This window comes from Amycolatopsis acidicola (assembly GCF_007713735.2).
GTDB classification, from domain to species: Bacteria; Actinomycetota; Actinomycetes; order Mycobacteriales; family Pseudonocardiaceae; genus Amycolatopsis_E; species Amycolatopsis_E acidicola.
This window is the reverse complement of sequence record NZ_VMNW02000015.1, coordinates 56,888-81,710: the sequence shown is the minus strand read 5'-3', so window position 1 is coordinate 81,710 and position 24,823 is coordinate 56,888. Positions and strand designations below refer to the sequence as shown.

Sequence of the window (24,823 nt, the reverse complement as noted above, 5' to 3'; positions counted from 1 at the left end):
GGCAGATAACGATTCTGTGAGGGTAAACCGCGGGAAACGCCCGGCTATCGGTGTTCACCGCACGGCCACTTCGAGAGCACGTATGGTTGTCCGCACCTTGAATTCGGGGGATCGGCGAGCAGAAGGAGCTCGAGGTGGACGCGTCGGAAACCGAGGATGTCGCGGGGCGGCTGTTCCTCGCGGTGGGAAGGCTGTCCAGATCCCTGCGGCAGGCCGGCACTCCGGGGCCCGGCCACGGGTCGATTTCGGCGCTCGCGACGCTCGTCGCGCAGGGGCCGATGCGGCTGGGCGACCTGGCGGTGAAGGAGGGCGTGGCGGCCGCGACCATGTCGCGCATAGTGGCGTCGCTGGTCGAAGCGGGCCACGCGCGCCGCGAGCCGGATCCGATCGACCGCCGGGCCTGGCTGGCCACGGCGACGGAGGACGGCGAGCGGATGCTGTCCGGAGTCCGCTCGACGAGAGTGCACGAGCTGAACAAACGCATCGACCGGCTGCCGATCGAACTGCAGAAGGACCTGGCCGCCGGGCTCGTCGCGCTGGAGGCGCTACTCGCGGACGAGGAGTGAGCCCTTGCGGTGAATTCCTGCCGCATTCCCCAGGCGCGCAAGCGATCCCAGCACGCGCCACCTTCAGCCGCCGGGCGTGAACTCCTCCGGCGCCAGTCGCCAGAAGGCGCTCACCGGGCCGACTTTCGCGCCCATCGGGTAGGAATTGGCGACGGCGTTGCTGACGAACCACTTCCCGAACCGCGCCGCTTCGGGGACCGACATACCGCGCGCGAGTCCGGCCGTCAGCGCGGAGGCCATCGAGTCGCCCGCGCCGTGCGTGTGCGGCGTCGCGAAGCGTGGGCCGTGCAGGTCCACGAAATCCGTGCCGTCGTAGAGCACGTCCACGCATTCCGGGTCTTCGGTCAGGTGCCCGCTCTTCACCAGCACGTACCGCGGCCCGAGCGCGTGCAGCGCGACGGCGGCCTCATGCATTTCGGCGCGGCCCGTCACGGTCAGACCGGTCAGCAGGCGCACTTCGTCGAGGTTCGGGGTGAGCACCGTCGCGCGCGGCAGCAGTTCCTCGCGCAGCGCGGCCAGCCCGGCGTCGTCGAACAGCGGGTGCCCGTGCATGGACGCGGCGACCGGGTCGACCACGAACGGCACCGCGCGATCCCGGCCGATGTCCGCGCGGTCGCACGCCTCCGCGACGGCCTTGATGATCTCCCCGGACGCGAGCATCCCGGTTTTCGCCGCGTTGACGCCCATGTCCGCGGCGACGGCCTCGATCTGACCCGCGACCACGTGCGGCGGGATGTCGGACCGGTCGTGCACGCCGAGCGTGTTCTGCACCGTCACCGCGGTGACCGCCACGAGCCCGTGCACCCCGCAGGTCAGGAACGTCCGCAGATCGGCCTGCAGCCCGGCCGCCCCACCCGAATCGGAGCCGGCGATGGTCAGTGCGCTTGCAACCATGCCTTCTAGTGTCTCAGTGTCGCAGTCGCCAGAACGGGGGCGCCTGGTCCGAGATCGTTGGGCCGCACCTTCCCCTCTAGTGTCGCAGCCGCCAGAACGGCGACACCGGGCCGACACCGGCACCGAGCGGGTAGGCCTCCGCGACCGACCGCTCGATGAAGCGTTTGCCCGCGGCCACGGCGTCGGGCACGCCAAGATCCATCGCCAGCGAAGCGGTGATCGCCGAGGCCATCGTGTCCCCGCCGCCGTGCGTGTGCTTGGTCTCGTACCGGTGACCGGGCAGCTCGATGTACTGCACGCCATCGGAAAGCAGGTCCACGCACTCCGGATCGCTGTACAGGTGCCCGCCCTTGACCAGCACCCACTGCGGGCCCAGCTCCAGCAGTTCGTCCGCCGCGTGCCGCTGGCTCTCCCTGTCCGTCACGTCGACGCCGGTGAGCAGGCGCACCTCGTCCAGGTTCGGGGTGACCAGGGTGGCGCGCGGGAACAGCAGGCTCCGGATGGCCTCCAGCGCCTCCTCGCGCAGCAGCGCGTGGCCCGTCATCGACGCCGCGACGGGGTCCACCACCAGCTGCGTTTCCGCCGCGCGGCCGATGCGCACCTCGTCGAGCGTGGCGGCCACCGCTTCGATGATCTCCGCGGTGGCCAGCATCCCGGTTTTCGCCGCGTCCACGCCCATGTCCCGCGCGACGGCCTTGATCTGCGCCGTCACCACGTCCGGCGGGATCTCGGTGAACCCTTGCACGCCAAGGGAGTTCTGCACGGTGACCGCGGTGATCGCGGTCATCCCGTGCACCCCGCAGGCGAAGAACGTGCGCAGGTCGGCCTGAATGCCCGCACCACCGCCGGAATCGCTCCCGGCGATGGTGAGTGCCGTCCTCGGTGTTCCGGTCATCGCTCCACTACCGGCAGGTAGACCTGGTTCCCCTGCTCGCCGAACTCCGCCGACTTCTCCCGCATGCCCGCTTCGATTGCGTCCACAGTGGACAGGCCGTGCTCCTCGGCGTACTTGCGCACGTCCTGGGTGATCCGCATGGAGCAGAACTTCGGCCCGCACATGGAGCAGAAATGCGCTGTTTTGGCCGGTTCGGCCGGCAGCGTCTCGTCGTGGAACGCGCGTGCCGTGTCCGGGTCCAGCGAGAGGTTGAACTGGTCCTCCCACCGGAATTCGAAGCGCGCCTTGGACAGTTCGTCGTCCCAGTCCTGGGCGTACTGGTGGCCCTTGGCCAGATCGGCGCTGTGCGCGGCGATCTTGTACGTGATCACCCCGGTCTTCACGTCGTCCCGGTTGGGCAGGCCGAGATGCTCCTTCGGCGTGACGTAGCACAGCATCGCCGTGCCGTACCAGCCGATCTGCGCCGCGCCGATGGCCGAGGTGATGTGGTCGTACGCCGGGGCGATGTCCGTCGCAAGTGGACCGAGCGTGTAGAACGGTGCCTCGCCGCAGAGCCGTTCCTCCAGCTCCACGTTCTCCTTGATCTTGTGCATCGGGACGTGGCCCGGCCCCTCGATCATCACCTGCACGTCGTGCTCGCGGGCGATGTGCGTCAGCTCGCCGAGCGTCTCCAGCTCCGCGAACTGCGCGCGGTCGTTGGCGTCGGCGATCGAGCCGGGACGAAGCCCGTCACCGAGGGAGAACGTGACGTCGTACTCGCGCAGGATCTCGCACAGCTCGGAGAAATGCGTGTACAGGAAGGATTCCTGGTGGTGTGCCAGGCACCACGCGGCCATGATCGAGCCACCGCGCGAAACGATTCCGGTGACCCTCTTCGCCGTCAGCGGCACGTACCGCAGCAGCACGCCGGCGTGCACCGTCATGTAGTCGACGCCCTGCTCGCACTGCTCGATCACGGTGTCACGGTAGATCTCCCAGGTGAGCTTTTCCGGTTCACCGTCGACCTTTTCCAGCGCCTGGTAGATCGGCACGGTGCCGACCGGGACCGGCGAGTTGCGCACGATCCATTCGCGCGTCTCGTGGATCCGCTTGCCGGTGGAGAGGTCCATGATCGTGTCGGCGCCCCAGCGGGTGGCCCACACCATCTTGTCGACCTCTTCCTCGACCGAGGACCACACGGCCGAGTTTCCCATGTTCGCGTTGACCTTCACCAGGAAGTTCTTCCCGATGATCATCGGTTCGCTCTCGGGATGCCTGCGGTTGACCGGGATCACCGCGCGGCCAGCGGCGACCTCGTCGCGCACGAACTCGGGGCTGACCCGCTCGCGCGCCGCGACGTACTCCATTTCGCGGGTGATCACGCCCGCTTTCGCCCAGCCGAGCTGGGTGTTGTGCTCCTGCGCCCAGCCCGCCCGCAGCGGCTGGAGTCCACTGTGGACGTCGATCACGACGTCCTCGTCGGTGTAGGGGCCGGAGGTGTCGTAGACGTCGAAATGCTCCCCGTTGGACAGCTCGATCCGCCGGGCGGGGACGCGGAGCCCGGTCTCGGTGGTGTGGTGTACCTTGCGTGATCCCGTGATCGGCCCGGTGGTCACCTGGACCTCGGCGTTGTTCTCCAGCGTCGTCAAAGAAGATCACTCCCTACGCCGGCATTACCCGGTCAGGTTCGGCGGTCGGTGACGCCGGGTCCGGGACGGACACCAGTCACCCTCTCAGCCCGCCATAGCGCGAGCTCCCGCGTTGGAATTGCTCCCACGACCATGCCATGCCCGGCCGCGCAGAACAAGTGCGGCTGCTCACGAACACTGGTGCCGGTTCGTGGTCATCACGGGTTTCCCTTGCCGGGCTTGACTTTTCTAGCCTGGCAGCTCCGTCGGCCTGGCGATCACGTCGACCATCGCGCCGTTGCGCAGCACTGTCACCGGCAGCCGGGTGCCGATCACTTCGCCGAACAACTGCCGCTGGATGTCCTGCGCGTCCGAAACCCTGGCGCGCCCGACCGTCAGCACGAGGTCGCCCGCGTGCAACCCGGCGCTCGCCGCCGGACCGCCGGGCACCACCTCGACCACCCGCAGCCCCGCCTGTTGCCCGGTGTGCTCGGCCACCTCGTCGGGCAGCGGCGCCGGGGTGCCGACCACGCCGAGGTACGCGCGCCGCACCTTGCCCTCGACGAGCAGGGTGTCGATGATCCGGCGGGTGGTCGAGTTGATCGGGACGGCCATGCCGAGCCCGATGCCCGCCACCGCGGTGTTGACCCCGACCACCCGGCCGCTGGAGTCGGCGAGCGCGCCGCCGGAGTTGCCTGGGTTGAGCGCCGCGTCGGTCTGGATGACGTTCTCGATCACGCGCCCCGCGCTGCGCGTGCGGACGGGCAGGGACCGGCCGAGCGCGCTGACCACCCCGGCCGTGACGGAACCGGCGAGGCCCAGCGGGCTGCCGACCGCCACCACGAGCTGCCCGACCACCAGCTTGTCCGCGTCCCCGAGGCGCGCCGCCGCGGGCGCGTTGCCGCGCACGCGCACGACCGCGAGGTCCGAAAGCGGGTCCGCGCCGATGACCCGGAACGGGGTCTCGGTGCCGTCGGAAAACGTGGCCGTGCCCTCGCGTTCGCGGCCGACGACGTGCGCGTTGGTGATCAGGTACCCGTCGTCGGAGAAGACGACCCCGGAGCCACCGCCCCGGCTCAGCCCGATGCTCGCCACGTGCGGCGTCACTTCCGCGGCGACCGAGCTGACCGCGCGGGAGTAGGCGTCGAGGGCGTCGGAGTCCGGCATCACGACCACCACCCTGATTACACCATTACAGGTATCAGTGTGCGCCCGTTTCGTCCGGGACTGCCGCCCCTTTCACCCTGGGCGAACTCAGCCTTCCTTGGGCGGCAGCCAGGACAGCCCCGGCACGCCCCACTTGTTGCGCTTGAGCATCCGCTTCGCCTCGCGCGCGTGGCGCCCGACCAGGCGGTCCAGGTAGATGTAGCCGTCGAGGTGGTCGGTCTCGTGCTGGAGGCAGCGGGCGAAGTAGCCGGTGCCCTCGACCTCGATCGGGTTGCCCTCGATGTCGTAGCCCGTGACCTTGGCCCAGCTCGCGCGGCCCGTCGGGAACGACTCGCCGGGCGCGGAGAGGCAGCCCTCCCAGTCGTCGTCCGGGTCGGGCATGGTCTCCGGGATCACCGACGTCTCGAGCTTCGGGTTGACCACGATTCCCTTGTGCTGCTCGCCCTTGTCGTCGTGACAGTCGTAGACGAACACGCGGAGGTCCACGCCGATCTGGTTGGCCGCCAGCCCGACGCCCTCGGCCGCGTACATGGTCTCGAACATGTCGTCGGTCAGGGTGCGCAGTTCCTCGTCGAAGCGGTCGACTTCGCGGGTCGGGTTGTGCAGCACCGGGTCGCCGGCGATACGAATCGGGTGGATCGTCACAACCAGCGATCGTACCCATTGGTGCACCGTGACGCGCCGGGCCGTGATCCCACCCCCACCCGTGGCCATCGTGGTTCAATGGCGCCGCGGAATGACAACCGTGTGTTTCGCCGAAGTTGAGGAGTCACATGGACGCCGCGGAGTCGATGGCTGACGGGCAGCCATCCCCGCCAGAGGCCTCCGGCCTGTCCGAACGCGAGCTCGCCATCCTGGCGTTCGAGCGCCAGTGGTGGCGCTACGCCGGCGCGAAGGAACAGGCGATCCGCGAGCAGTTCGAACTCTCCCCGACGCGGTACTACCAGTTGCTGAACCAGCTGCTGGAGAAGCCGGAGGCGCTGGCGGCCGACCCGATGCTCGTCAAGCGCCTGCGCAAGCTCCGCACCGCGCGGCAACGCAAGCGGGTCGCCCGGCGGCTGGGGATCGAGGCGCGATGAACTTCCTGCAGAGTCTGTCCCGGCCGATGCGGCTGGCCGGGGTCGCATTGATCGGGATTGCTGTGATCGCCGGTGTCATCGGCGTGGTGACGGCGGTCAGTGGTGGCGGGTCCGAGCAGACGGCGGCGCCTTCGCCGTCCTCCTCGGCGTCCTCGGGCACGCCCGGCGGCGGCAGCCCGACGGAGAGCCCGTCCGCGCCGAGCCCCACCACGACAACGCCCGCCAGCGGCGCACCGTCCACAACGGGCGCGCCCCCGCCCGCCTCGCCCGGCCCGCAGCAGGGCGGCGCGCCGACGACGGGCCCGGACGGCGGCGTCCCGGCCGACCAGGCCGCGGCCAAGTGGGTGCCGGTGCGGGTCTACAACAACAGCACCGTCAAGGGCCTCGCCGCGCGCGCGTCGGACGACTTCCGCGCCGACGGCTGGAACGTCGCCGAGACGGCCAACTACCCGTACGGCGTCATCCCGACCACCACGGCCTACTACACGCCGGGCACCGACGAGGAGACGGCGGCGAGGGCACTGGCCGCGGACTTCGGCATGAAGGTCGAGCCACGGTTCGAGGGCATCCAGAACTCGAGCGCCGGCGTCATCGTGATCGTCACCAACGACTACCGGGGCCTGCAGTCCAAGGGTTCCTAGGTGCTCGCCTGGCTGCGTGACTCCGATCCCGCGCTCCGCTGGCAGGTGGAGCGGGACCTGGCAGGCGAGCCGCCGGAGGTCTGGGAGGCCACCCGCGCCAGGGTCGCGACGGAGGGGTTCGGCGCGCGGCTGCTCGCGCTCCAGGAGCCGGACGGCCAGTGGGCAGGCGGCGCCTTCTTCCCCGCGGACTTCGAGTTCGCCGAGATGGAGGAGTCCGGGCAGCCGTGGACGGCGACAACCTGGACGCTGAACTCCTTGCGCGAGTGGGGCCTCGACCCGGCGGTGCTGCGCGGCACGGCGGAACTGCTCGCGGCGAACTGCCGCTGGGAGTACGAAAACCTGCCGTACTGGGACGGCGAGGTCGACTGCTGCATCAACGCCTGGACTGTCGCGAATGGACTGTGGCTCGGTGCGGATGTCAGCGGGATCGTGGACTGGCTCGTCGGGCACCGGCAGCCGGACGGCGGCTGGAACTGCGAATGGGTCGAGGGTTCGACGCGCTCGTCGTTCCACTCGACGCTCAACACCCTGAAGGGCCTCCTGGCCTACGACATCGCCACCGGCGGCACGGACGAGACCCGAGCCGCCCGTCGGTCGGGCGAGGAGTACCTGTTGCGACGCGGGCTCATCCGCCGCCTTTCGACCGGGGAACCGGTGGGGCCGTGGGTAACCCGCTTCGTCTACCCGTGCCGCTGGTTCTACAGCGTGCTCAACGCGGCCGAGTACTTCCGCGAGGCCGCGAAGTTCGACGGCGTGCCGCCGGATCCGCGGCTGGCCGAGGCCATCGAGCTCATCCGCGCAGCCAGGCAGCCGGACGGCACCTGGCTCCAGGGCCGCCCGCTGCCGGGCCGGGTGTGGTTCGACGTCGACGTCCCGGAGGGAGAGCCGTCGAAGTGGCTGACGCTGTCCGGGCTCCGGGTGCTCGGCTGGTGGGATCAGCGCCCCTTGGCGTAGGCCTCCAGCGCCGCGAGCTGCGCCGGGTCGAGTGAAGGGCGCACGGTTTCGCGCGCTTTCGCCAGGTGCGCGGCGGTGACTTCGGTGGCGTCCAATGACTCGCGCATCGCCGTCAGTGCGGCCTCTCGGATCAGCGCGGCGCAGTCCGCCGCCGAGTATCCGTCCAAAGTGGAGGCGTACTCGTCCAGGTCCACATCGGACGCGAGTGGAGTGTTTTTCGCTGTGGCACGCAGGATGTCCGCTCGCGCTTCGGCGTCCGGCGGCGGCACGTAGACGAGGCGCTCGAGCCTGCCCGGGCGCAGCAACGCGGGGTCGACCAGCTCCGGCCGGTTGGTGGAACCGAGCACGACGACGTCGCGCATCGGCTCCACACCGTCCAGTTCGGTCAGCAGCGCGGCCACCACGCGATCGGCGACGCCCGAGTCCGAGGACTGGCCACGGCGCGGCGCGAGCGCGTCGATCTCGTCCAGGAACACCAGTGAGGGCGCGGCTTCGGCCGCGCGGCGGAACAGTTCACGCACCGCGCGTTCGGATTCGCCGACCCATTTGTCCAGCAGCTCGGCGCCCTTGACCGCGAACACGTTCAGCGCGCCGGTGCCCGCCAACGCCCGCACCAGGAACGTCTTCCCGCCGCCCGGCGGGCCGTAGAGCAACACCCCGCGCGGCGGCGCGACCCCGAGGCGGGCGAACGAATCCGGGTAGCGCAGCGGCCACAGCACCGCCTCGGTGAGCGCCTGCTTCACCTCGGTCATATCGCCGACGTCGTCGAGCCCCAGCCCGCCGGTGGCCAGGGTGTCCGAAGTGGACATCGAAATCGGGCGCACGGTTTCCAGCGCGTCCACCAGATCCTGCTGTGAGATGCGCGGTTCCTCGGACTCGCGCTGGCGCAACGCGGCGCGCAGGGCGGCGTCCCGGCGGAGCGCGATCAGGTCGGCGGCGACGAAACCGGGCGTGCGGGCGGCCAGCGCGCCACAGTCCACACCGGACTCGACGGGCACGTCGCGCAACAGCATCCGCAGCAGTTCCGTGCGGATCTTGTCGTCCGGCAACGGGATCGACAGCTCGCGGTCGAGCAGCTCCACCCCGCGCAGGCGCGGGTCGCAAGCCTCCGGATGCGCGGTGGTGGCGACCACCGCGAACCCCGGTTGCCCGAGCGCGGCGCGCAGTTCTTCGAGCACGATCGTGGCGACCGGCGGCGGCTGCGTGGCCGGGAGCAGCGCGTCGATGTCGGTGATCACCAGCACCGTCGGCGTGCCCTCGGCCGCTTTGGCCAGCCGCTCGCGCAGGGCGTTCGCGGCCGCGTTCGGTTCCAGCACGGCGATGTTCGGCGCGGCGAGCGTGAGCACACGGATGTCCTCGGCCGCCGCGACCGAACGCACGAGCGTGGACTTGCCGACGCCTTCGGGGCCGGACAACAGCACCCCGAGCCGGGCCGTCGTGCCCAGCCGGGCCAGCAATTCGGGCCGCTGGAAGGCGAGATCGAACCATTCGGCCAGCGCCCTCGCCTGCGTCTGCGCGCCGACGAGGTCGGTCACCGGAATCGGCTCGTCCTCCTCTTCTTCGGCCGGAGTCACCATGACCGGCGCAGGCGCCGCGGCCGGGGTTTCCTGCGGTGCGGGTGCCGCGCCGTCCCGCCAACTGACCACAGTGGACTGACCGACGGCGACCGCGCCTGCCGGTTCGGTGGAGGTGACCGTCAGCAGCTCGGTGGTCCAGGTGGAGCCGATCGCGCGGGACAGCGTGCCGCGCACGGAGGCAGCGTCCGAACCCGGTGTCGGCGCGAGATCCTGTGGCAGCAAGGAAACCGCGTCACCGACCGTGAGTACCTTGCCCACCAAGGCGAGCCGCAGCGTGTGGGGCGACACCGAGCTGCTCGCCAGGCGGGAACCGGAGACCGTCACCGTGCGCGCCCCGGAGACCGAAGCGGGCGCGACCACGACCTCCGCGCCTTCGGTGACGCCGAGGTTCGACATCGTCACGTCGTCGGCGAGTACGACGCCAGGGGCGTTCGCGCCGTCCGCCGGGGCGGCGAGGGCGGCGCTCACCCTCGCGCCGGTGAGGTGCACCGCGTCCCAGGCGCGCAGGCCCAGCGCGTCGAGCACTTCGGGGTGCAGCCGCACGATTCCGCGCCTGCTGTCCAACGCCGACGGGGTGTGCCGGAGGGTGAGGGCGATCTGGGGTGAGCTCACCCTGTCACCTTAGAGACAGACTCCGCGGAATGGCGGCGAACGCGCTCTCGATGTGCTCGGCCAACTCGGCACGGCTTCCGGTCGGCGGCCATTCGGCCACCGCGGCCCGCCAGACGGCGACGACCAGTTCGACGAGGAGCCGCAGCTCCAGCGTTTCCCCGCGGCCGAGCCGGCGCACCACGTCACGCTGGATTTCCGAGCAGTAGCGCAACGTGTGGCCCTGCAGCGCCGGGGAGGACTCGACGAGCGAGAGCGTCGGCCGGAATTGGCGGAACCAGTAGTCGTCCATCCGGCCCAGCGCTTCCAGGAGCACGTCCCGCAGCGACTCCAGCAGCGGCCCGGTGGCCTGCCGTTCCTCGAGGACTTCCAGGACCGTGCCCCAGAACTGCTTGATCGCGGTCAGCGCTACGTCCTCTTTGGACCGGAAGTTGCGGAAGAACGTGCGCTTGGAGACCTCCACGGCCTCGACCAGCGCGTCGAGCGTGGTCGCGTCGAAGCCGCGCCCGGTGAACATCGCCACGGCCGTCTCCGCGAGCGCCTGGCGCGTGCGCAGCTTCTTGCGCTCGCGCAGGGGAAGTGGATCGGCCACGGTCATCCGGATGAGTGTAGCTTGTGCGTCAGGATGGCAAACGCCACTGAGTGGCACATGGTCGACCGGTCATCGACGGCATTTGATGGAGGAGAGCATGCGCGCGCTGGTCGTGGACCACACCACCGAATCGCACCTGGCCTTCGCCGAGGTGCCCGAACCGGAGCCCGCGCCGAACGAGGCACTGGTCCGGGTGCGGGCGATTTCGCTCAACGCGGGCGAAACCCGCGCGAGCACCGATCCGGCCGTGCCCGACGGGACGCTGCTGGGCTGGGACGCGGCCGGAGTCGTGGAACGCGCGGCGGCGGACGGTTCCGGGCCCGCCGCCGGAACGCCGGTGGTCACGCTCAACGGCGCCGGAGCCTGGGCGCAACTCCGGGCGGTGCCGACGCATCTGCTCGGCGAGGTGCCCGAGGACGCGGACGCCGGTGCGATCAGCGCGATCCCGGTCGCGGGTCTGACAGCGCTGTTCGCCTTGCGCCGCTTGGGTTTGCTGCTCGGCAGGCGGGTGCTGATCACCGGCGCCTCCGGTGGGGTCGGCCGGTTCGCGGTGCAGCTCGCCGCCCGTGCCGGTGCCGAGGTGGTGGCGTCGAGCGGGCAGCAGGAGGGCCTGCGTGAGCTGGGCGCCGACGAGGTCGTCGGCAGTCCGGCCGAACTCGAGAAGCCCGTGTTCGGCATCTTGGACAACGTCGGCGGCACCCAGCTCGTCGACGGTTTCCGCGCGCTGGCACCGGGCGGCAAGCTCGTCAGCATCGGGCACGCCGCGCATTCGGAGGCGGTGTTCGAGCTCGGTGCCTTCCGTGCGGACGCGGGCCGTCACCAGCGTTCGATCGAGACCTTCTACCTGCTCGCGGATCCGGCTCAGGACATCTCGGCCGAGCTGTCGTGGCTCGCGGGCGAGGTTGCCGCGGGCAGGGTCGACCCGCAGATCAGCTGGCGGGGCGACTGGTCGAAGCACGAGGAGGCGACTTCGGCGCTGCTCGGCCGGCGACTGCACGGCAAGGCGGTGCTGGAGGTCAGCTGACCTTCCCCCATCGCTCGAAGTAGGTCGCCTCCTCGACCGGTTGCCGCGCGGCGGGGCGGAAGTCCCGCTGCGTCGTGTAGGCCACCGGCAGCACGGCGATCTGCGTGTAGTCCTCCGGGATCCCGAGCAGGCCGGCGACCTCTCGCTCGTGGCCGTAGAGGTGGTAGCCGCAGATCGTGCTGCCGAGGCCGCGGCTGCGCAGCGCCAGCTGGAAACTCCAGATCGCGGGGTACGCCGAACCGTAGAAACTGGTCAGCATCACGTGCTTGCCCTCCGGTTTCCCTTGCAGGCAGGGGAAAACCAGGGCGGGCACGCGGTCGAAAACGTCCAGCAGGTGGGTGGACGACGCCAGTGCTCGCGGCTCGGCCCGGTGCCCGTACCTGGCGTGCATGGCGTGGCCGACCTCCCGGGTGGGCTCGGCGATCTTCGCCTTGAGCGCGGGATCGGTGACGACCACCCAGCGCAGGGTGCCGAGCTGACTGCCGGCCATGGGGGCCTGCATGGCGACGCGCAGGCAGTCGAGGATCACCTCCCGTTCCACCGGGCGGTCGAGGTCCAGTTTCCGGCGCACGGAACGCGTGGTCGTGAGGGCGGTTTCGACGTCCATGAGCGACTTCCTCTCGCATGCTTACGCTGTAAGTACTTACACTGTAAGTCGATGCCTCGAGAAACGCTATCCCGGGAAAAGGTGCTCGACGCCGCGCTGCGCCTCGCCGACCGGAACGGACTGGCCGGGCTGTCCATGCGCAAGCTCGCCACCGAGCTCGGGGTGGAGGCGATGTCGCTCTACAACCACGTGAAGAACAAGCGCGATCTGCTCGACGGCGTCGCGGCGCGGGTGTTCGAGAGCATCCAGCTGCCCGACGAGGCGCGGCCGTGGCAGGAGCGTCTGCGGGAGCTGGCGCACGCCACGTTCGATGCGTTCAACGCCCATCCCGTGGTGGCGCAGGCGCTCGCCGCGGACGAGGTGAAACCGTTGTCACGCGGCGGTTTGCGGCTGATCGACGCGATGCTGGGCGCGTTGCTCGACGCCGGGCTCAGCGAGCAGCACGCCGCCCGCGGCTACCGGTCGCTGCTGGGCATGGTGTTCGGCGCGGTGCTGGTGGGCACGTCGGCGTCGGCGGGCGAAACCGCGGCGCCGCCCGTGGAATGGTTCCGCCGCAACGCAAGCGAGCGGGAAGTACCGCACCTGCACCGAGTGCTGCCCGCGCTCGTCGAGGTGGACTGCGTGCAGGATTTCGAGTTCCAGCTGGAACTGTTCTTGAACGGCCTCGCCAACAGCGGACGCTGCTCCTAGAGACTGTTTTCGAGTGGTTTGCGTGGCGGTGCAGGTAGGGGAACCTGAGGGGTGCGAGCTGACGGCCCACGGCAAGCGGCTCCGCCGCTTCTAAAACACTTCCTAGCGGTCGCCCCGCTGGCGAAGGCCGATCCGCCGCCAGCTCCGGCGGCGGTTGCGATCCTGGCTGTCCGGCGGGAAAGTACGCACGCCGCGGACCACGTGGCTGTTCGTGCCGGGACGCGGCAGGCGCATGTTGAGCCCGCTCGCGCCCGCGACCTTCGGCAGCTTCGGGCGGCGCAGCCGCAGCCTGCGCGTGCTCCGCGAACGGCGGATGGCGCGGCGCTCCCGCAGCGGCACGTTCCACGCCTCCGGGTGGTTGGCCAGCCAGTGGTACCGGCGCACGGCGTACGGGATGTGCACGAGGTAGATCAGCAGCGCCGCGGCCAGCGCGACCAGCGGGTACTGGATGATCGCCGCCGCGAGCAGGCCGACGCCCACCAGCAGCGGGGCGATCGCCTTCGCCGGTGCCCTGACCGTCTTCAGCGAAAGCGTCGGGATCCGGCTGATCAGCAGCATCGAGATGCCGATCGTCCACACCCACACCACCGGTTTCGCCGACCACCAGCCATCGCCCCATTCGAGGGTCAGGATCAGCGGCAGCAGCGCCAGCAGCCCGCCGGCGGGCGCGGGCACGCCGACGAAGAATTCGTTGGCGTACGGCGGTTTGTCGACCTCGAGGAGGGTGTTGAACCGGGCCAGCCGCAGCACCATGCACACCGCGAACACCAGCGTGCAGATCCAGCCGATGCCCTGGGTGTCCGTGTGCCAGATGTAGAGCACCAGCGCGGGCGCGACGCCGAAGGAGATCGCGTCGGACAGCGAGTCCAGTTCCGCGCCCATCTTCGAGGTGGCATCGAGCAGCCGCGCGATCCGGCCATCCAGGCTGTCCAGCACGGCGGCCACGCCGATCGCCCCGATGGCGAGCACGTAGTTGTGGCTCAAGGTGAACTGGACCGACGAGAGGCCGGCGCACAGCGCCAGCACCGTGATCGCGTTCGGCAGCAGCCGGACGCCCGGGGTCACCACGCGGACCATGACTAGACCTTCCCCTGGGGGAGCTCGGCGAGCGGGGTTTCGCCGCCGATCGTGCGCTGGCCCTTGCTGACCAGTACCCGGCTGCCCGGAGGGAGATACAGGTCCACGCGGGAGCCGAAGCGGATCAGGCCGTAGGTCTGACCGGCCGCGATCTTGTCGCCCTCGGCCGCCTGGCACAAGATGCGCCGCGCCACGAGTCCCGCGATCTGGACCACCACCAGCTCGTGGCCCTCGACCGTGCGCAGCAGCATCGAGTTGCGCTCGTTGTCGGCGCTGGCCTTGTCCAGGTCCGCGGACAGGAACTTGCCTGGCCGGTAGGCGATCCGCTCGACCAGCCCGCTCGCCGGCGCGCGCTGGACGTGCACGTCGAAGATCGACAGGAAGATGCTGACCCGCAGCCGCGGCTCGTCGGGCAGGCCCAGCTCCGGCGGCGGGGTGGCCTCCTCGATCAGCGAGACGAGCCCGTCGGCGGCCGCGAGCGCGAGACCGGAGCGCTCCGGCGGCACGCGCTTCGGCTCGCGGAAGAAGGCAGCGGTGGCCAGCGTCGCCAGTCCGGCGGCCGTGCCCAGCGGCTTGGACAGCCGCCTCAGCAGCAGCGTCGCCGCCAGGCCGCCGACCACGAACGGCCTGCCGGCCGGGTGCATCGGGGGGAGTGTTTCGCGGGCCAGCTGCAAGGCGTGGGCAACCGGATTGCTCGCCTGCTCGGGCAGGTTGGGGCTCATCTGCTTCCCATGGGTTGGCTCAAAGGTAACCGGTTGGTATCGACCAAGCGGGGACGAGCTTGGCATTCCACCGATCCGGGTATCCACGCTACCGCCAGGTCTCCAGCGGCCCGGTGCTGCGTCCCCGCAGGCGGCTTTCCCACCTCGCGTTCGACCGGCAGAGATACCCCCGTTCGGGTGAACCCGGGTGGGGAGGTAGTGCTAACGCACGGTTGCCGACGGCGATGCAGAAAGTAGTAACAGCAGAGAGGAACCGTCATGGCCACCCCGGACTTCGCGCTCGACGAGCGTCTTGGCCGGATGCTCGAAGCCTGGCGGAGGGACATCGGCAGCGTGCCGTTCCCCGAAGTGGTGGATCTCGCCACCGCGGTCGCGATCGTCCGCGCCGGACAGTACCGGAGCAACGCCTCCCCCGACGAGGCGCCGATCCGGCTGGGTGACTGAGCACCCGGTCGGGAGAGTTTAACCAAGGTGCAGCTTCCTGTGACCTCTCGTACGCAAGTTGTTACAAACCGTCACTCGCGCCGGACGAGCCCCAGCGCGAGCCGGAGAATGCCGAGCAGCACCACCGCGCCCAGCACGGCGACGCCGAAGCTCGGGAAGTCGAAGCCGAAGTCCTTCTCGTGGCCGGTGGCCAGCCGGTAGATCAGCCCGCCGAGCGCGGCGCCGACCACCCCGACGAGCACGCTGACCAGGCAGCCCTGGCGACGCCGGTCGCGGCCCCCGATGACCAGGTTCGCCGCCCAGCCCGCCAGCGCGCCGAAGACGATCCACGAGAAGAAACCCATCGGCACAGCCTAATGGCGCGCGAAGAATCAGAAGAGGAGTACGTCGACCTCGCTGCCTTCGGGCGCCTCCGCCACGTCTTCCGGCAACACGATCAGGCAGTTCGCCTGCGTGAAGGCCGCGAGCAGGTGCGAGCCGGGGCCGCCGCGCGGGCCGACCATGCCGGTCACCTCGCCTTCCTTGTGCCAGTAGTACCCGCGCCGGAACTGGCGCCGCCCGGAGGGCGACTTCAGGCTCTCGGTCAGCCGGGCCCGCACGCGGTGCCTGTCCACCGCCGTGTGCCCGAGCGCGGACAGGATCGCCGGGCGCAAGAACACCTCGAACGAGACGAGCACGCTCACCGGGTTGCCCGGCAGCGTCACCACCGGCACGTCGTGCCAGCGGCCGTTGCCCTGCGGGCCGCCCGGCTGCATCGCGACCTTCGTGAACGTGACGCCAGCGCCGGTGAGCGCGTCCTTGACCACTTCGTACGCGCCGGCACTGACTCCGCCGGAGGTGACCACGAGGTCGGCCGCGGCTAGTTTCGGCTCAATGGCAAGGCGGAACTCGTCGACGTCGTCGACCACGCTGCGCACGATCTCGACCTCGCAGCCCAGCGCCGTGATCCCGGCTTCGAGCATGATGCTGTTCGACTCGTAGATCTGCCCGAACCGCAGTTCCTCGGGCGGCACCACGAGTTCCGAACCGGTCGACACGACCAGCACCCGCAACGGCGCCCACACCGTCAGCTCGGCCAGCCCGACAGCCGACGCGAGCCCGAGCTGCGCCGGGCCGAGCACCGTGCCCGCCTTCAACGCGACAGTGCCCTTGCCGACGTCTTCGCCGGCGTGCCGGACATGCGTGCCCGCCGCGGACTCCTGGCTGATCCGCACCTTTTCCGTGCCGCCGTCGGTGTGCTCGACCATCACGATGGCGTCGGCGCCGGGCGGCATCGGGGCGCCGGTCATGATCCGGTGCGCGGTGCCCGGCGTCAGCTCGGGCACTTCGGTGCGGCCTGCCGGAATGTCCGCGGTGACGGGGAGTTCGACCGGAGCGTCCGCGCTCGCGCCCGCGACATCGGCCGCGCGCACGGCGTAGCCGTCCATCGCGGAGTTGTCGAAGGGCGGCAGTGCGACACCGGCCAGTACGTCCTCGGCCAGCACCAGGCCCGCACACGCGCTCAGCGGCCTGCGCACCGGGTCCCGCCTGCCGAGCAGCTCGATCACGGTGGCGCGGTAGTCGTCGACGGAAATCACGTGCACCATCCTCCCCCGCCCGGATGCTCGTGCAACACTCTCCCCGTTTGATCGGTTCAGGGGGAGGCGGAGTGCAGGTCCACACGCGGCACACGCCCGCGTTCGGCGTCGCGCGGGTCAGTCTCGCGGCAGGCGAGGCGGTTCAGGCCGTGGGCGACACGATGATCGCCAGCAGCTTCGGCGTCACCGAGGTGACGCAGTCCAAGGGCGGGATGCGCGGGCACGGCAAGGGCGCGCCCTCGGTGTTCACCGCGCCCGCCGAGGGCGGCTGGGTGGACCTGGCGCCGGAGGGGGCGGGCGACGTGTACCCGCTCGAACTCGACGGCCGTACCGGTTGGAACGTGGCGAAACAGGCCTTCCTCGCCCGGCCGTCCACGGTCCGCGTCGACCACGCGTGGCAGCCGCTGCAGGCGTTGTTCGGCGGGGACAACGGTTTCCTCGAGCACTACAGCGGAACCGGCCCGCTCGTGCTCGCCTGCGCCGGCCCGGTGGACGCGTTCAAGATCGAATCGGGGGAGCTCATCACGATCCGGCCCGGCTTCCTGCTGGCGTACCCGGACACCGTGCAGACCCGGCTCCGCGCGGTCGATCCCTCGGGCCCGCAATCGATCCGGACGGGCGAGGGACTGGCGCTCGACTTCGCCGGCCCGGGGACCGTTTTGGTGCAAGCGCGTAAATCTCGCTGATTGACCATTGCCCAGGGCTGTTATTCCGGTAGCGTGATCGCATCTCGGGATCCCGGTTCCCCCGGTCTCCCAGTGTTCTTTCGCCGCAAGGAGGACGCCGTGGCAGTCGGCACGGTCAAGTGGTTCAATTCCGAAAAGGGCTATGGGTTCATCGCGTCACCCGACGGCCCGGATGTATTCGTGCATTATTCGGCCATTCAGTCTGATGGATTCCGCACCTTGGACGAAGGTGACAAGGTGGAGTTCGAGATACAGGCCGGCCGCGACGGGCGAAGCCAGGCGGCGGACGTCCGAAAGCTCGCCTGAGAGCTGCGGCTAGGCTGCGCTGTGTGACAGGCGATGTGTCGGGGGACCTCACCGGTCGCCGGCTGGGCAACTACCGCATCGACGGGGTGCTCGGCAAAGGCGGCATGAGTGTCATGTACAAGGCCACCGACGTCCGGCTCGGGCGCAAGGTGGCCTTGAAGGTCATCGGTGAGCACCTCGGTGCCGATGCCGAGTTCCGCGAACGCTTCGTCGACGAGGCACGCAACACCTCGGCCATCGACCACGCCAATGTCGTGCCCCTGTACGACTTCGGCGAGATCGACGGCATGCACTACATCGCCATGCGCTTGGTCGACGGCGCGGACCTGGCCAGCCTGATCTCCGCCGGTCCGATTTCCCCGGACCGCACACTCCGCCTGCTCGACCAGGTCGCGGACGCGCTGGACAGCCTGCACAACCGCGGCCTGGTGCACCTGGACGTCAAACCGGCCAACGTGCTGGTCACCAGCCGGGAGTCGGCGCGCGAGCACGTCTACGTCGCCGACTTCGGGCTGACCCGCCGTGGCGCCACCGGGCACCGCACCAGGGGCGGGGACTTCCTCGGCTCGCCGACGTACGCCGCGCCGGAGCATCTGCGCGGCGAACCGCTCGACGGCCGCACGGACCAGTACGCGCTGGCTTGCGTCCTCTATGCCTGCCTCACCGGCGGGCCGCCGTACCAGGGCGACGTGCCGACGGTGATCAAAGGACACCTCGCGGGCGAACCGGCGCCGGTCTCGCGGCAGGGTGGGCTGCCGCCGTCGATCGACGAAGTGATCCGCAAGGGGATGGCCAAGAACCCGGCCGACCGCTACGACAACTGTGTGGAGCTGATCTCCGCCGCGCGCAAGGCGCTGGGCCAGACGGCGACGCCCGACACGCCGCAGGGAACACCGCAGGCCGGAACACGGGAGGCAGCCCAGATGCAGCCGTTCGGACAGCAGCCGGGTGGCCAGCCTGGTCAGCCGCCGCAGCAAGGCCAACCCGGCCAACCTGGTCAGCCGCTACAGGGGCAGCCCCATCAGCAGGCGCCGCCGCAGCAGCAACCGCAAGGCTGGGGACAGCAGCCGCCCCAGTACGGCCAGCCGCAGCAGCCTTACGGCCAGCCGTACCAGCAGGCCCAGCCGTACGGGCCGCCGCAGGGTTACGGCGCGCCGCAGCAGTACGGCGCCCCTGGTTACGGGGCGCCCGGGTACGGGCCGCCGGGGTATCCGCCGCATCAGCAACATCAACAGCAGCAGCCGCAAAAGAAGAGCAGCCTCCTCTGGCTGTGGATCGTCGTCGCGGCCATCGTCGTGGCGGGCGGGATCGTCGCGGCCATCTTCCTGATCGGCAAGGGCGGCGGCACCGAACCCACCACCACCGCGCCCGTGATCCCGGTCGGCCCTTCCGGCAGCCAGACCGCCGGCCCGTCTTCGAACAACCCGCCGCCGCCCACCATCTCGATCAAGCCCTCCTCCTGACCTGTGGTTCTTGCACTCTCCCCCGGAGAGTGCTAAACACGGGATTGGCACTCGGCACCGTCGAGTGCCAGGCAGGCGGTCGCCGATCGTCTGCCTGAAGGTCGGGACGGTGAGGCCGGACTCGGGATACCGAGCGAGGTCGTCCGTCGCGGGCACCGAGCCTGGCCGAGGACGTGTCCTGCTGCAGGCAAGTAATGGCTACGCAGCGCCCAATACCGGAGGACAACACCGCAATGGCCAAACTGATCGCGTTCGACGAGGACGCCCGCCGCGGTCTCGAGCGTGGCCTCAACACCCTCGCCGAAGCCGTCAAGGTGACGCTTGGCCCTCGTGGCCGCAACGTCGTGCTCGAAAAGAAGTGGGGCGCGCCGACCATCACCAACGATGGTGTCTCGATCGCCAAGGAGATCGAGCTCGAGGACCCGTGGGAGAAGATCGGGGCGGAGCTCGTCAAGGAGGTCGCCAAGAAGACCGACGACGTCGCGGGTGACGGCACCACCACCGCCACCGTGCTGGCCCAGGCGCTCGTGCGCGAGGGTCTCCGCAACGTCGCCGCCGGCGCCGACCCCATCAGCCTCAAGCGCGGCATCGAGACGGCTGTCGAAGCCGTCGTCGAGCAGCTGCACAAGGCCGCCAAGGAGGTCGAGACCAAGGAGCAGATCGCTGCCACGGCCTCGATCTCGGCCGCTGACCGCACCATCGGCGAGCTGATCGCCGAGGCGCTCGACAAGGTCGGCAAGGAAGGCGTCGTCACCGTCGAGGAGTCGAACACCTTCGGCCTCGAGCTCGAGCTCACCGAGGGTATGCGCTTCGACAAGGGCTACATCTCGGGCTACTTCGTCACCGACGCCGAGCGTCAGGAAGCCGTCCTGGAGGACCCGTACGTCCTCCTGTTCGGCTCGAAGATCTCGAACGTCAAGGACATGCTCCCCGTCCTGGAGAAGGTCATGCAGTCGGGCAAGCCGCTGCTGATCATCGCCGAGGACGTCGAGGGCGAGGCGCTCGCCACGCTGGTCGTCAACAAGATCCGCGGCACCTTCAAGTCCGTCGCCGTCAAGGCGCCCGGCTTCGGTGACCGCCGCAAGGCCATCCTGCAGGACATCGCGATCCTGACCGGTGGCCAGGTGATCAGCGAGGACGTGGGCCTCAAGCTGGAGAACGCCGACATCACCCTGCTGGGCCGCGCCCGCAAGGCCGTCATCACCAAGGACGAGACGACCATCGTCGAAGGTGCCGGCGACGCGGACCAGATCCAGGGCCGGGTCAACCAGATCCGTGCGGAGATCGAGAACTCGGACTCCGACTACGACCGCGAGAAGCTGCAGGAGCGGCTCGCCAAGCTGGCCGGCGGCGTTGCCGTCATCAAGGCCGGCGCGGCCACCGAGGTCGAGCTGAAGGAGCGCAAGCACCGCATCGAGGACGCGGTGCGCAACGCCAAGGCCGCCGTCGAGGAGGGCATCGTCGCCGGTGGTGGCGTGGCTCTGCTGCAGGCTGCCGAGATCGCGTTCGCGGGCCTGAAGCTCTCGGGTGACGAGGCGACCGGTGCCAACATCGTCAAGGTGGCGGTCGAGGCTCCGCTGAAGCAGATCGCGGTGAACGCCGGCCTCGAAGGCGGCGTCGTGGTGGAGAAGGTCAAGGGCCTGCCCCAGGGCCACGGCCTGAACGCCGCCACCGGTGCCTACGAGGACCTGCTCGCCGCCGGCGTGCCGGACCCGACGAAGGTCACCCGGTCCGCGCTGCAGAACGCCGCCTCCATCGCGGCGCTCTTCCTGACCACCGAGGCCGTCGTCGCCGACAAGCCGGAGAAGGCTGCCGCCGCTCCGGCCGGTGACCCGACCGGTGGCATGGGCGGCATGGACTTCTAAGTCCTAGCCGACTGAGCACGAAGGCCCGGGCGGGGTTTCCCGCCCGGGCCTTTCGCTGTCCACGGGTCAATCGTCGCCGCCGGCCTCCGGGGTCAGCACCCAGGCGGCGGCATAGATCAGGATCGGGGCGCCCGCGCCGAGCACGGTGGCGGCGACCAGGCCGATCCGCAGCAGGGACGGGTCGACGCCGAGGTAGTCGGCCCAGCCACCGCACACCCCGGCGACCATCCGGTCGCTCGTGCTGCGGTGGAGCTTCTTGACGGTGTTCGCGGTGTTTGTCATGACTCCATGTTCGGCCGCGAAACCCCTTGGCACATCGGGGATCGGCCCTGAGCGGACCCGGATCCGCGACCCTGAGCTGGAGCTGCTCCACATGTTCATGAGCTCGTCCCGGCGTTAGAGTCGGGATCATGGCGGGATCTTTGCTGGGCACCGAGGTACGCAGGGTCGAGGATCCGGAGCTGCTGCGCGGCCACGGCACCTACGTCGGCAATCTGCAGATCGAGGGCGCGTTGCACGTGGCGTTCGTGCGTTCGCCGTTCGCGCACGCGCTGATCAACTCGATCGACGTGACCGAAGCGGCGAAGGCGCCCGGGGTGGTCGCCGTCTACACGGCCGAAGACCTCGGGATGCCGGAGTTGCCGGTGTTCATCGAGGTCAACGCGCAGTGCGCGCGCCGCCCGCTGGCCACGGAGCGGGTGCGTTTCGTCGGCGAGCCGGTGGCGGCCGTCGTCGCCGAGACGCCGGTGGCCGCGGCCGACGCGCTGGAGCTCGTGGACGTCGACTACGAGCCGCTGCCCGTCGCGGTCGACCCCGAGAGCGCGCTGGAACCCGATGCGCCACAACAGTTTCCCGAGCTCGGCTCGAACATCGCCGCCGGTGAGCGCGACGAGGACGAGGCCGCCGTGCTCGACGGCGCCGACGTCGTCGTGCGGGCCAGGATGGAGAACCAGCGGCTCGCGGTCGCCCCGATGGAGGGCAACGCGATCGTCGCGGTCGTGCCAGCCGACGACGAGTTCGACGCGACCGTGCACGTCTCCACCCAGATGCCGCACGGGTTCAAATCCGCGGTGCAGAAGGTGTTCGGCTGGGACGCCGACCGGATCCGCGTGGTGACCCCGCACGTCGGCGGCGGTTTCGGTGGCAAGGTCGGCGTGGTCCCCGAGCACGCGGTCGTGATCGAGGCCGCGCGCCGCCTCGGCAAACCGGTGCGGTGGACCGAAACACGGTCGGAGAACCTGCAAGCCATGCCGCAGGGGCGGGCCCAGGTGCAGTTCGGCGAGCTGGGGTTGCGTTCGGACGGCACGATCGTCGGCCTGCGGTGCCGGGTGATCGGCGACGCGGGCGCGTACGCGGGCTTCGGTGGCGCGCTGGCGCTGGGCCCGACGAGGACGATGTCGCAGGGTGTGTACCGGATCCCGAAGATCGCCTACGCCGGGATAGCGGCGTTGACGAACACCGCGCCGGTCGGTGCTTTCCGTGGCGCCGGGCGTCCCGAAGCGGCCGCGATGCTGGAGCGGTTGATGGACCTGGCCGCGGCCGAGCTGGACCTGGATCCGGCCGAGATCCGCCGCCGTAACTTCCTGCGGCCGGAGGAATTCCCCTACACGACGGTGACCGGCGCGGGCTACGACACCGGCGACTACGACCTGCCGTTGCGCGAAGCGTTGCGGCTGGCCGGGTACGAGGACCTGCGCGAGGAACAGGCGCGGCGAATCGAAGCCGGCGAGCCGGTGTTGCTGGGCATCGGGATGAGCGCGTACGTCGAGATCACCGGCGGCGGCGCGGGCGAATGGGCGTCCGTCGAGGTGCGGCGGGACGGTGGCGCGTCGATCAAGGTCGGCACCTCCGGGCACGGGCAGGGGCATCCGACGTCGTTCTCGATGATCGTGTCGGACCTGCTGGGCATCCCGATGGAGTCGGTGACGTTCCTGCAGTCGGACACCGCCGCCGTGCCGCGCGGTGGCGGGACGGGTGGTTCGCGCTCGCTGCAGGTCGGCGGCAGCGCCATCCGGCAGGCCGCGGATCTGGTGCTGCAGCGGGCAAAGGAGCTGGCGGCGTCGCGGTTGGAGGCTTCGGTCGAGGACATCGAGCTGACCGAGGACGGCCGCATCGGCGTCGCGGGCGTGCCGACGGCGACGATGAGCTGGGCCGAGCTGGCGAAGGCCGCCGAGGACGACGGCGAACCCCTCGCCGTGGAGACGGACTTCAAGCCGGGCGGGGCGACTTTCCCGTTCGGGGCGCACGTTTCCGTGGTCGAGGTGGACACCGAGACCGGCTACGTGCGGCCGCTGCGGCACATCGCGGTGGACGACTGCGGTCGCGTGCTGAACCCGTTGATCGTGCGCGGACAGCAGCACGGCGGTGCGGTGCAAGGGATTTCGCAGGCGTTGTGGGAGCAGGTCTCCTACGACGAGGACGGAAACCCGATCACCGCGACGTTCGCCGACTACCACGTGCCGTCAGCAGCGGACGTGCCGAACCTCGAAGCGTCCAACACGGAGACGCCGTCGCCGCGGAATCCGTTGGGCGCCAAGGGAATCGGTGAGTCCGCGACGGTCGGGTCCACCCCGGCGGTGCAGAACGCCGTGGTGGACGCGCTGCGGCACCTCGGCGTGCGGCACATCGACATCCCGGCCACGCCGCAGCGGGTGTGGAAGGCGATCCAGGCCGCGCGCGGCGGCTCGCCGATCTCACCGTGGCGCGAACCGCCCGCCGCCTTCGACACCCTGCCGGTCCGTTCGGAATCCGCCTCGGCGGATGCCGACGAGGCCGTTGCCTAAAGCGCGCGCACCCGCGCCAGCCTGTCGAGCCAGGCCGCGTGGGTGGCGTCGTCGGCGGCGAAGCCTTGTGCCACATCGGGTTCCGGTGCCGTGCGGAGGACTGGCAGGTAACCGTCCACAGGGGACAGTGAGGCGCTCGTGACGTCGCCGGTCAGCAGGGAGCGGGTGCCGAGCCCGCAGGCGAAGTCGAGCGTCGGCAGCGCGCCCGCCAGCGCCAGCCCCGCCGCCAAGCCGACGCTGGTCTCCACCGCGGAGGAAACCACGCACGGCAGCCCGCACGCCTCGGCCACCTCGAGCGCGCGCCGGACGCCGCCGAGCGGGGAAACCTTGATCACCGCGACGTCCGCGGCACCGGCGACGGCCACCTTCAACGGGTCCTCCGCCCGCCGGATCGATTCGTCGGCCGCGATGCGCACATCCACCTGACGCCGCACGGCTGCCAGCTCCTCGACCGATGGGCACGGCTGCTCGACGTACTCCAGTCCGCCCGCGGCGCGCTCCAGCTCACGGATCGCCTTGACCGCCGTGTCGACGTCCCACGCCGTGTTCGCGTCCACCCGGATCGCGCCCGCCGGGCCGAGCGCGTCGCGCACCGCCGCGACCCGGTCACAGTCGTCCACAATGGACGAACGGGGGTCGGCGACCTTCACCTTCGCCGTCCGGCAGCCGGACGCCGCGACGAGTTCGCGTGCCCGCTCCGGCGCGACCACCGGCACCGTGGTGTTCACCTCCACGCGGTCGCGGACCGGGGCGGGCCAGCCCACCTCGCTCGCCTCGACGGCGGCGGCGAGCCACGGAGCGCTCTCGGCGTCGGAGTAGTCGGCGAACGGGCAGAACTCGCCCCAGCCGGCCGCGCCGCGGAGCAGGACCCCCTCGCGGAGGGTGATGCCTCGGAACCGGTTGCGCATCGGGATGGCGTAGACGAAGTCCATGCCGGTGATTGTCTCAGCACCCGCTAATGGACCTTTTGGTTAATTAGCCTTACGATGCGAGTGGAG

General features: G+C 70.2%; 26 protein-coding genes. 12 read left to right on the top strand and 14 right to left on the bottom strand.

What is annotated here, in order from left to right; all coding sequences use genetic code 11:
- Nucleotides 1–134 precede the first annotated feature (134 nt).
- Nucleotides 135–566 (top strand): MarR family winged helix-turn-helix transcriptional regulator, encoded by a 432-nt coding sequence (locus FPZ12_RS13370; protein ID WP_144746893.1) that lies wholly within the window; start codon nucleotides 135–137, stop codon nucleotides 564–566.
- Between the two features lie 63 nt (nucleotides 567–629).
- On the opposite strand, the gene thiD (FPZ12_RS13365) is transcribed toward FPZ12_RS13370, so the two are convergent.
- From thiD (FPZ12_RS13365) to FPZ12_RS13345, 5 genes are all read right to left on the bottom strand, one after another.
- Complete coding sequence (gene thiD, locus FPZ12_RS13365; protein WP_144746895.1) at nucleotides 630–1,460, bottom strand: bifunctional hydroxymethylpyrimidine kinase/phosphomethylpyrimidine kinase; 831 nt, start codon at nucleotides 1,458–1,460, stop codon at nucleotides 630–632.
- Nucleotides 1,461–1,536: 76 nt separating this feature from the next.
- The gene (thiD, locus tag FPZ12_RS13360) at nucleotides 1,537–2,355 is read right to left on the bottom strand and encodes a bifunctional hydroxymethylpyrimidine kinase/phosphomethylpyrimidine kinase (RefSeq protein WP_144746897.1); all 819 of its coding nucleotides are present in this window, start codon (nucleotides 2,353–2,355) and stop codon (nucleotides 1,537–1,539) included.
- The gene (gene thiC, locus FPZ12_RS13355) at nucleotides 2,352–3,983 is read right to left on the bottom strand and encodes a phosphomethylpyrimidine synthase ThiC (protein WP_166462717.1); all 1,632 of its coding nucleotides are present in this window, start codon (nucleotides 3,981–3,983) and stop codon (nucleotides 2,352–2,354) included. The genes thiD (FPZ12_RS13360) and thiC overlap by 4 nt, the downstream gene beginning before the upstream one ends.
- A 228-nt stretch (nucleotides 3,984–4,211) precedes the next feature.
- Nucleotides 4,212–5,129 (bottom strand): S1C family serine protease, encoded by a 918-nt coding sequence (locus FPZ12_RS13350; RefSeq protein ID WP_144746899.1) that lies wholly within the window; start codon nucleotides 5,127–5,129, stop codon nucleotides 4,212–4,214.
- A gap of 87 nt (nucleotides 5,130–5,216) precedes the next feature.
- Nucleotides 5,217–5,774 (bottom strand): peptide deformylase, encoded by a 558-nt coding sequence (locus FPZ12_RS13345; RefSeq protein WP_144746900.1) that lies wholly within the window; start codon nucleotides 5,772–5,774, stop codon nucleotides 5,217–5,219.
- 128 nt (nucleotides 5,775–5,902) lie between these two features.
- On the opposite strand from FPZ12_RS13345, the gene FPZ12_RS13340 reads away from it, so the two are divergent.
- Genes FPZ12_RS13340 through FPZ12_RS13330 form a run of 3 tightly spaced genes read left to right on the top strand, consistent with a single transcriptional unit; the run spans nucleotide 5,903 to nucleotide 7,803 of the window.
- Nucleotides 5,903–6,208 carry a DUF3263 domain-containing protein gene (locus FPZ12_RS13340; protein WP_144746901.1) on the top strand — a complete coding sequence of 102 codons (306 nt, stop codon included), beginning with the start codon at nucleotides 5,903–5,905 and terminating at the stop codon, nucleotides 6,206–6,208.
- Nucleotides 6,205–6,849 carry a LytR C-terminal domain-containing protein gene (locus FPZ12_RS13335; protein WP_144746902.1) on the top strand — a complete coding sequence of 215 codons (645 nt, stop codon included), beginning with the start codon at nucleotides 6,205–6,207 and terminating at the stop codon, nucleotides 6,847–6,849. Before FPZ12_RS13340 ends, FPZ12_RS13335 begins: the two co-directional genes overlap by 4 nt.
- Nucleotides 6,850–7,803: a squalene cyclase gene (locus FPZ12_RS13330; protein WP_144746903.1), complete on the top strand. Its 954-nt coding sequence runs from the start codon at nucleotides 6,850–6,852 to the stop codon at nucleotides 7,801–7,803. It abuts the gene before it with no gap.
- On the opposite strand, the gene FPZ12_RS13325 is transcribed toward FPZ12_RS13330, so the two are convergent.
- Entirely contained in the window at nucleotides 7,785–9,992 is a 2,208-nt protein-coding gene (locus FPZ12_RS13325) for an AAA family ATPase (protein WP_144746904.1), read from the bottom strand. The genes FPZ12_RS13330 and FPZ12_RS13325 overlap by 19 nt on opposite strands.
- Nucleotides 9,993–9,996: 4 nt before the next feature.
- Entirely contained in the window at nucleotides 9,997–10,587 is a 591-nt protein-coding gene (locus FPZ12_RS13320; RefSeq protein ID WP_144746905.1) for a TetR/AcrR family transcriptional regulator, read from the bottom strand.
- 91 nt (nucleotides 10,588–10,678) lie between these two features.
- On the opposite strand from FPZ12_RS13320, the gene FPZ12_RS13315 reads away from it, so the two are divergent.
- Nucleotides 10,679–11,605, top strand: a complete 927-nt coding sequence (locus FPZ12_RS13315; protein ID WP_144746906.1) for a zinc-binding dehydrogenase — start codon at nucleotides 10,679–10,681, stop codon at nucleotides 11,603–11,605.
- Here the strand turns inward: FPZ12_RS13315 and FPZ12_RS13310 are convergent.
- On the bottom strand, nucleotides 11,598–12,212 hold the full coding sequence (locus tag FPZ12_RS13310; RefSeq protein ID WP_144746907.1) for a nitroreductase family protein: 615 nt from the start codon (nucleotides 12,210–12,212) through the stop codon (nucleotides 11,598–11,600). The genes FPZ12_RS13315 and FPZ12_RS13310 overlap by 8 nt on opposite strands.
- 51 nt (nucleotides 12,213–12,263) lie before the next feature.
- Between FPZ12_RS13310 and FPZ12_RS13305 the strand changes: the two genes are divergently transcribed.
- Complete coding sequence (locus FPZ12_RS13305) at nucleotides 12,264–12,902, top strand: TetR/AcrR family transcriptional regulator C-terminal domain-containing protein (protein WP_144746908.1); 639 nt, start codon at nucleotides 12,264–12,266, stop codon at nucleotides 12,900–12,902.
- 102 nt (nucleotides 12,903–13,004) lie between these two features.
- Here the strand turns inward: FPZ12_RS13305 and pssA are convergent, their stop codons facing one another.
- A complete protein-coding gene (gene pssA, locus FPZ12_RS13300) occupies nucleotides 13,005–13,979 on the bottom strand; it encodes a CDP-diacylglycerol--serine O-phosphatidyltransferase (protein WP_144746909.1) in 975 nt (324 codons plus the stop codon).
- Nucleotides 13,980–13,981: 2 nt separating this feature from the next.
- Nucleotides 13,982–14,701 carry a phosphatidylserine decarboxylase gene (locus tag FPZ12_RS13295; protein WP_144746910.1) on the bottom strand — a complete coding sequence of 240 codons (720 nt, stop codon included), beginning with the start codon at nucleotides 14,699–14,701 and terminating at the stop codon, nucleotides 13,982–13,984.
- A gap of 258 nt (nucleotides 14,702–14,959) precedes the next feature.
- Between FPZ12_RS13295 and FPZ12_RS13290 the strand changes: the two genes are divergently transcribed.
- Nucleotides 14,960–15,145, top strand: coding sequence for a hypothetical protein (locus tag FPZ12_RS13290; RefSeq protein ID WP_144746911.1), 186 nt, complete (start codon nucleotides 14,960–14,962; stop codon nucleotides 15,143–15,145).
- A gap of 71 nt (nucleotides 15,146–15,216) precedes the next feature.
- Here the strand turns inward: FPZ12_RS13290 and FPZ12_RS13285 are convergent, their stop codons facing one another.
- On the bottom strand, nucleotides 15,217–15,489 hold the full coding sequence (locus FPZ12_RS13285; protein ID WP_144746912.1) for a GlsB/YeaQ/YmgE family stress response membrane protein: 273 nt from the start codon (nucleotides 15,487–15,489) through the stop codon (nucleotides 15,217–15,219).
- A gap of 27 nt (nucleotides 15,490–15,516) precedes the next feature.
- Entirely contained in the window at nucleotides 15,517–16,722 is a 1,206-nt protein-coding gene (gene moeA / locus FPZ12_RS13280; protein ID WP_144746913.1) for a molybdopterin molybdotransferase MoeA, read from the bottom strand.
- A gap of 71 nt (nucleotides 16,723–16,793) precedes the next feature.
- Here moeA and FPZ12_RS13275 point away from each other — a divergent pair, with 71 nt between their 5' ends.
- From FPZ12_RS13275 to groL, 4 genes are all read left to right on the top strand, one after another.
- A complete protein-coding gene (locus FPZ12_RS13275) occupies nucleotides 16,794–17,408 on the top strand; it encodes an AIM24 family protein (protein WP_144746915.1) in 615 nt (204 codons plus the stop codon).
- Nucleotides 17,409–17,507: 99 nt separating this feature from the next.
- A complete protein-coding gene (locus tag FPZ12_RS13270; protein WP_144746917.1) occupies nucleotides 17,508–17,714 on the top strand; it encodes a cold-shock protein in 207 nt (68 codons plus the stop codon).
- Nucleotides 17,715–17,737: 23 nt separating this feature from the next.
- Nucleotides 17,738–19,177, top strand: a complete 1,440-nt coding sequence (locus FPZ12_RS13265; protein WP_243769823.1) for a serine/threonine-protein kinase — start codon at nucleotides 17,738–17,740, stop codon at nucleotides 19,175–19,177.
- Between the two features lie 233 nt (nucleotides 19,178–19,410).
- Nucleotides 19,411–21,042, top strand: coding sequence for a chaperonin GroEL (groL, locus tag FPZ12_RS13260; protein ID WP_144746919.1), 1,632 nt, complete (start codon nucleotides 19,411–19,413; stop codon nucleotides 21,040–21,042).
- Between the two features lie 66 nt (nucleotides 21,043–21,108).
- Here the strand turns inward: groL and FPZ12_RS13255 are convergent, their stop codons facing one another.
- A complete protein-coding gene (locus FPZ12_RS13255) occupies nucleotides 21,109–21,324 on the bottom strand; it encodes a PspC domain-containing protein (RefSeq protein ID WP_144746921.1) in 216 nt (71 codons plus the stop codon).
- 128 nt (nucleotides 21,325–21,452) lie between these two features.
- Between FPZ12_RS13255 and FPZ12_RS13250 the strand changes: the two genes are divergently transcribed.
- Nucleotides 21,453–23,825 (top strand): xanthine dehydrogenase family protein molybdopterin-binding subunit, encoded by a 2,373-nt coding sequence (locus FPZ12_RS13250; protein WP_144746923.1) that lies wholly within the window; start codon nucleotides 21,453–21,455, stop codon nucleotides 23,823–23,825.
- Here FPZ12_RS13250 and FPZ12_RS13245 read toward each other — a convergent pair.
- Nucleotides 23,822–24,757 (bottom strand): o-succinylbenzoate synthase, encoded by a 936-nt coding sequence (locus FPZ12_RS13245; protein ID WP_144746925.1) that lies wholly within the window; start codon nucleotides 24,755–24,757, stop codon nucleotides 23,822–23,824. The two genes, FPZ12_RS13250 and FPZ12_RS13245, sit on opposite strands and share 4 nt — an antisense overlap.
- Nucleotides 24,758–24,823 lie beyond the last annotated feature (66 nt).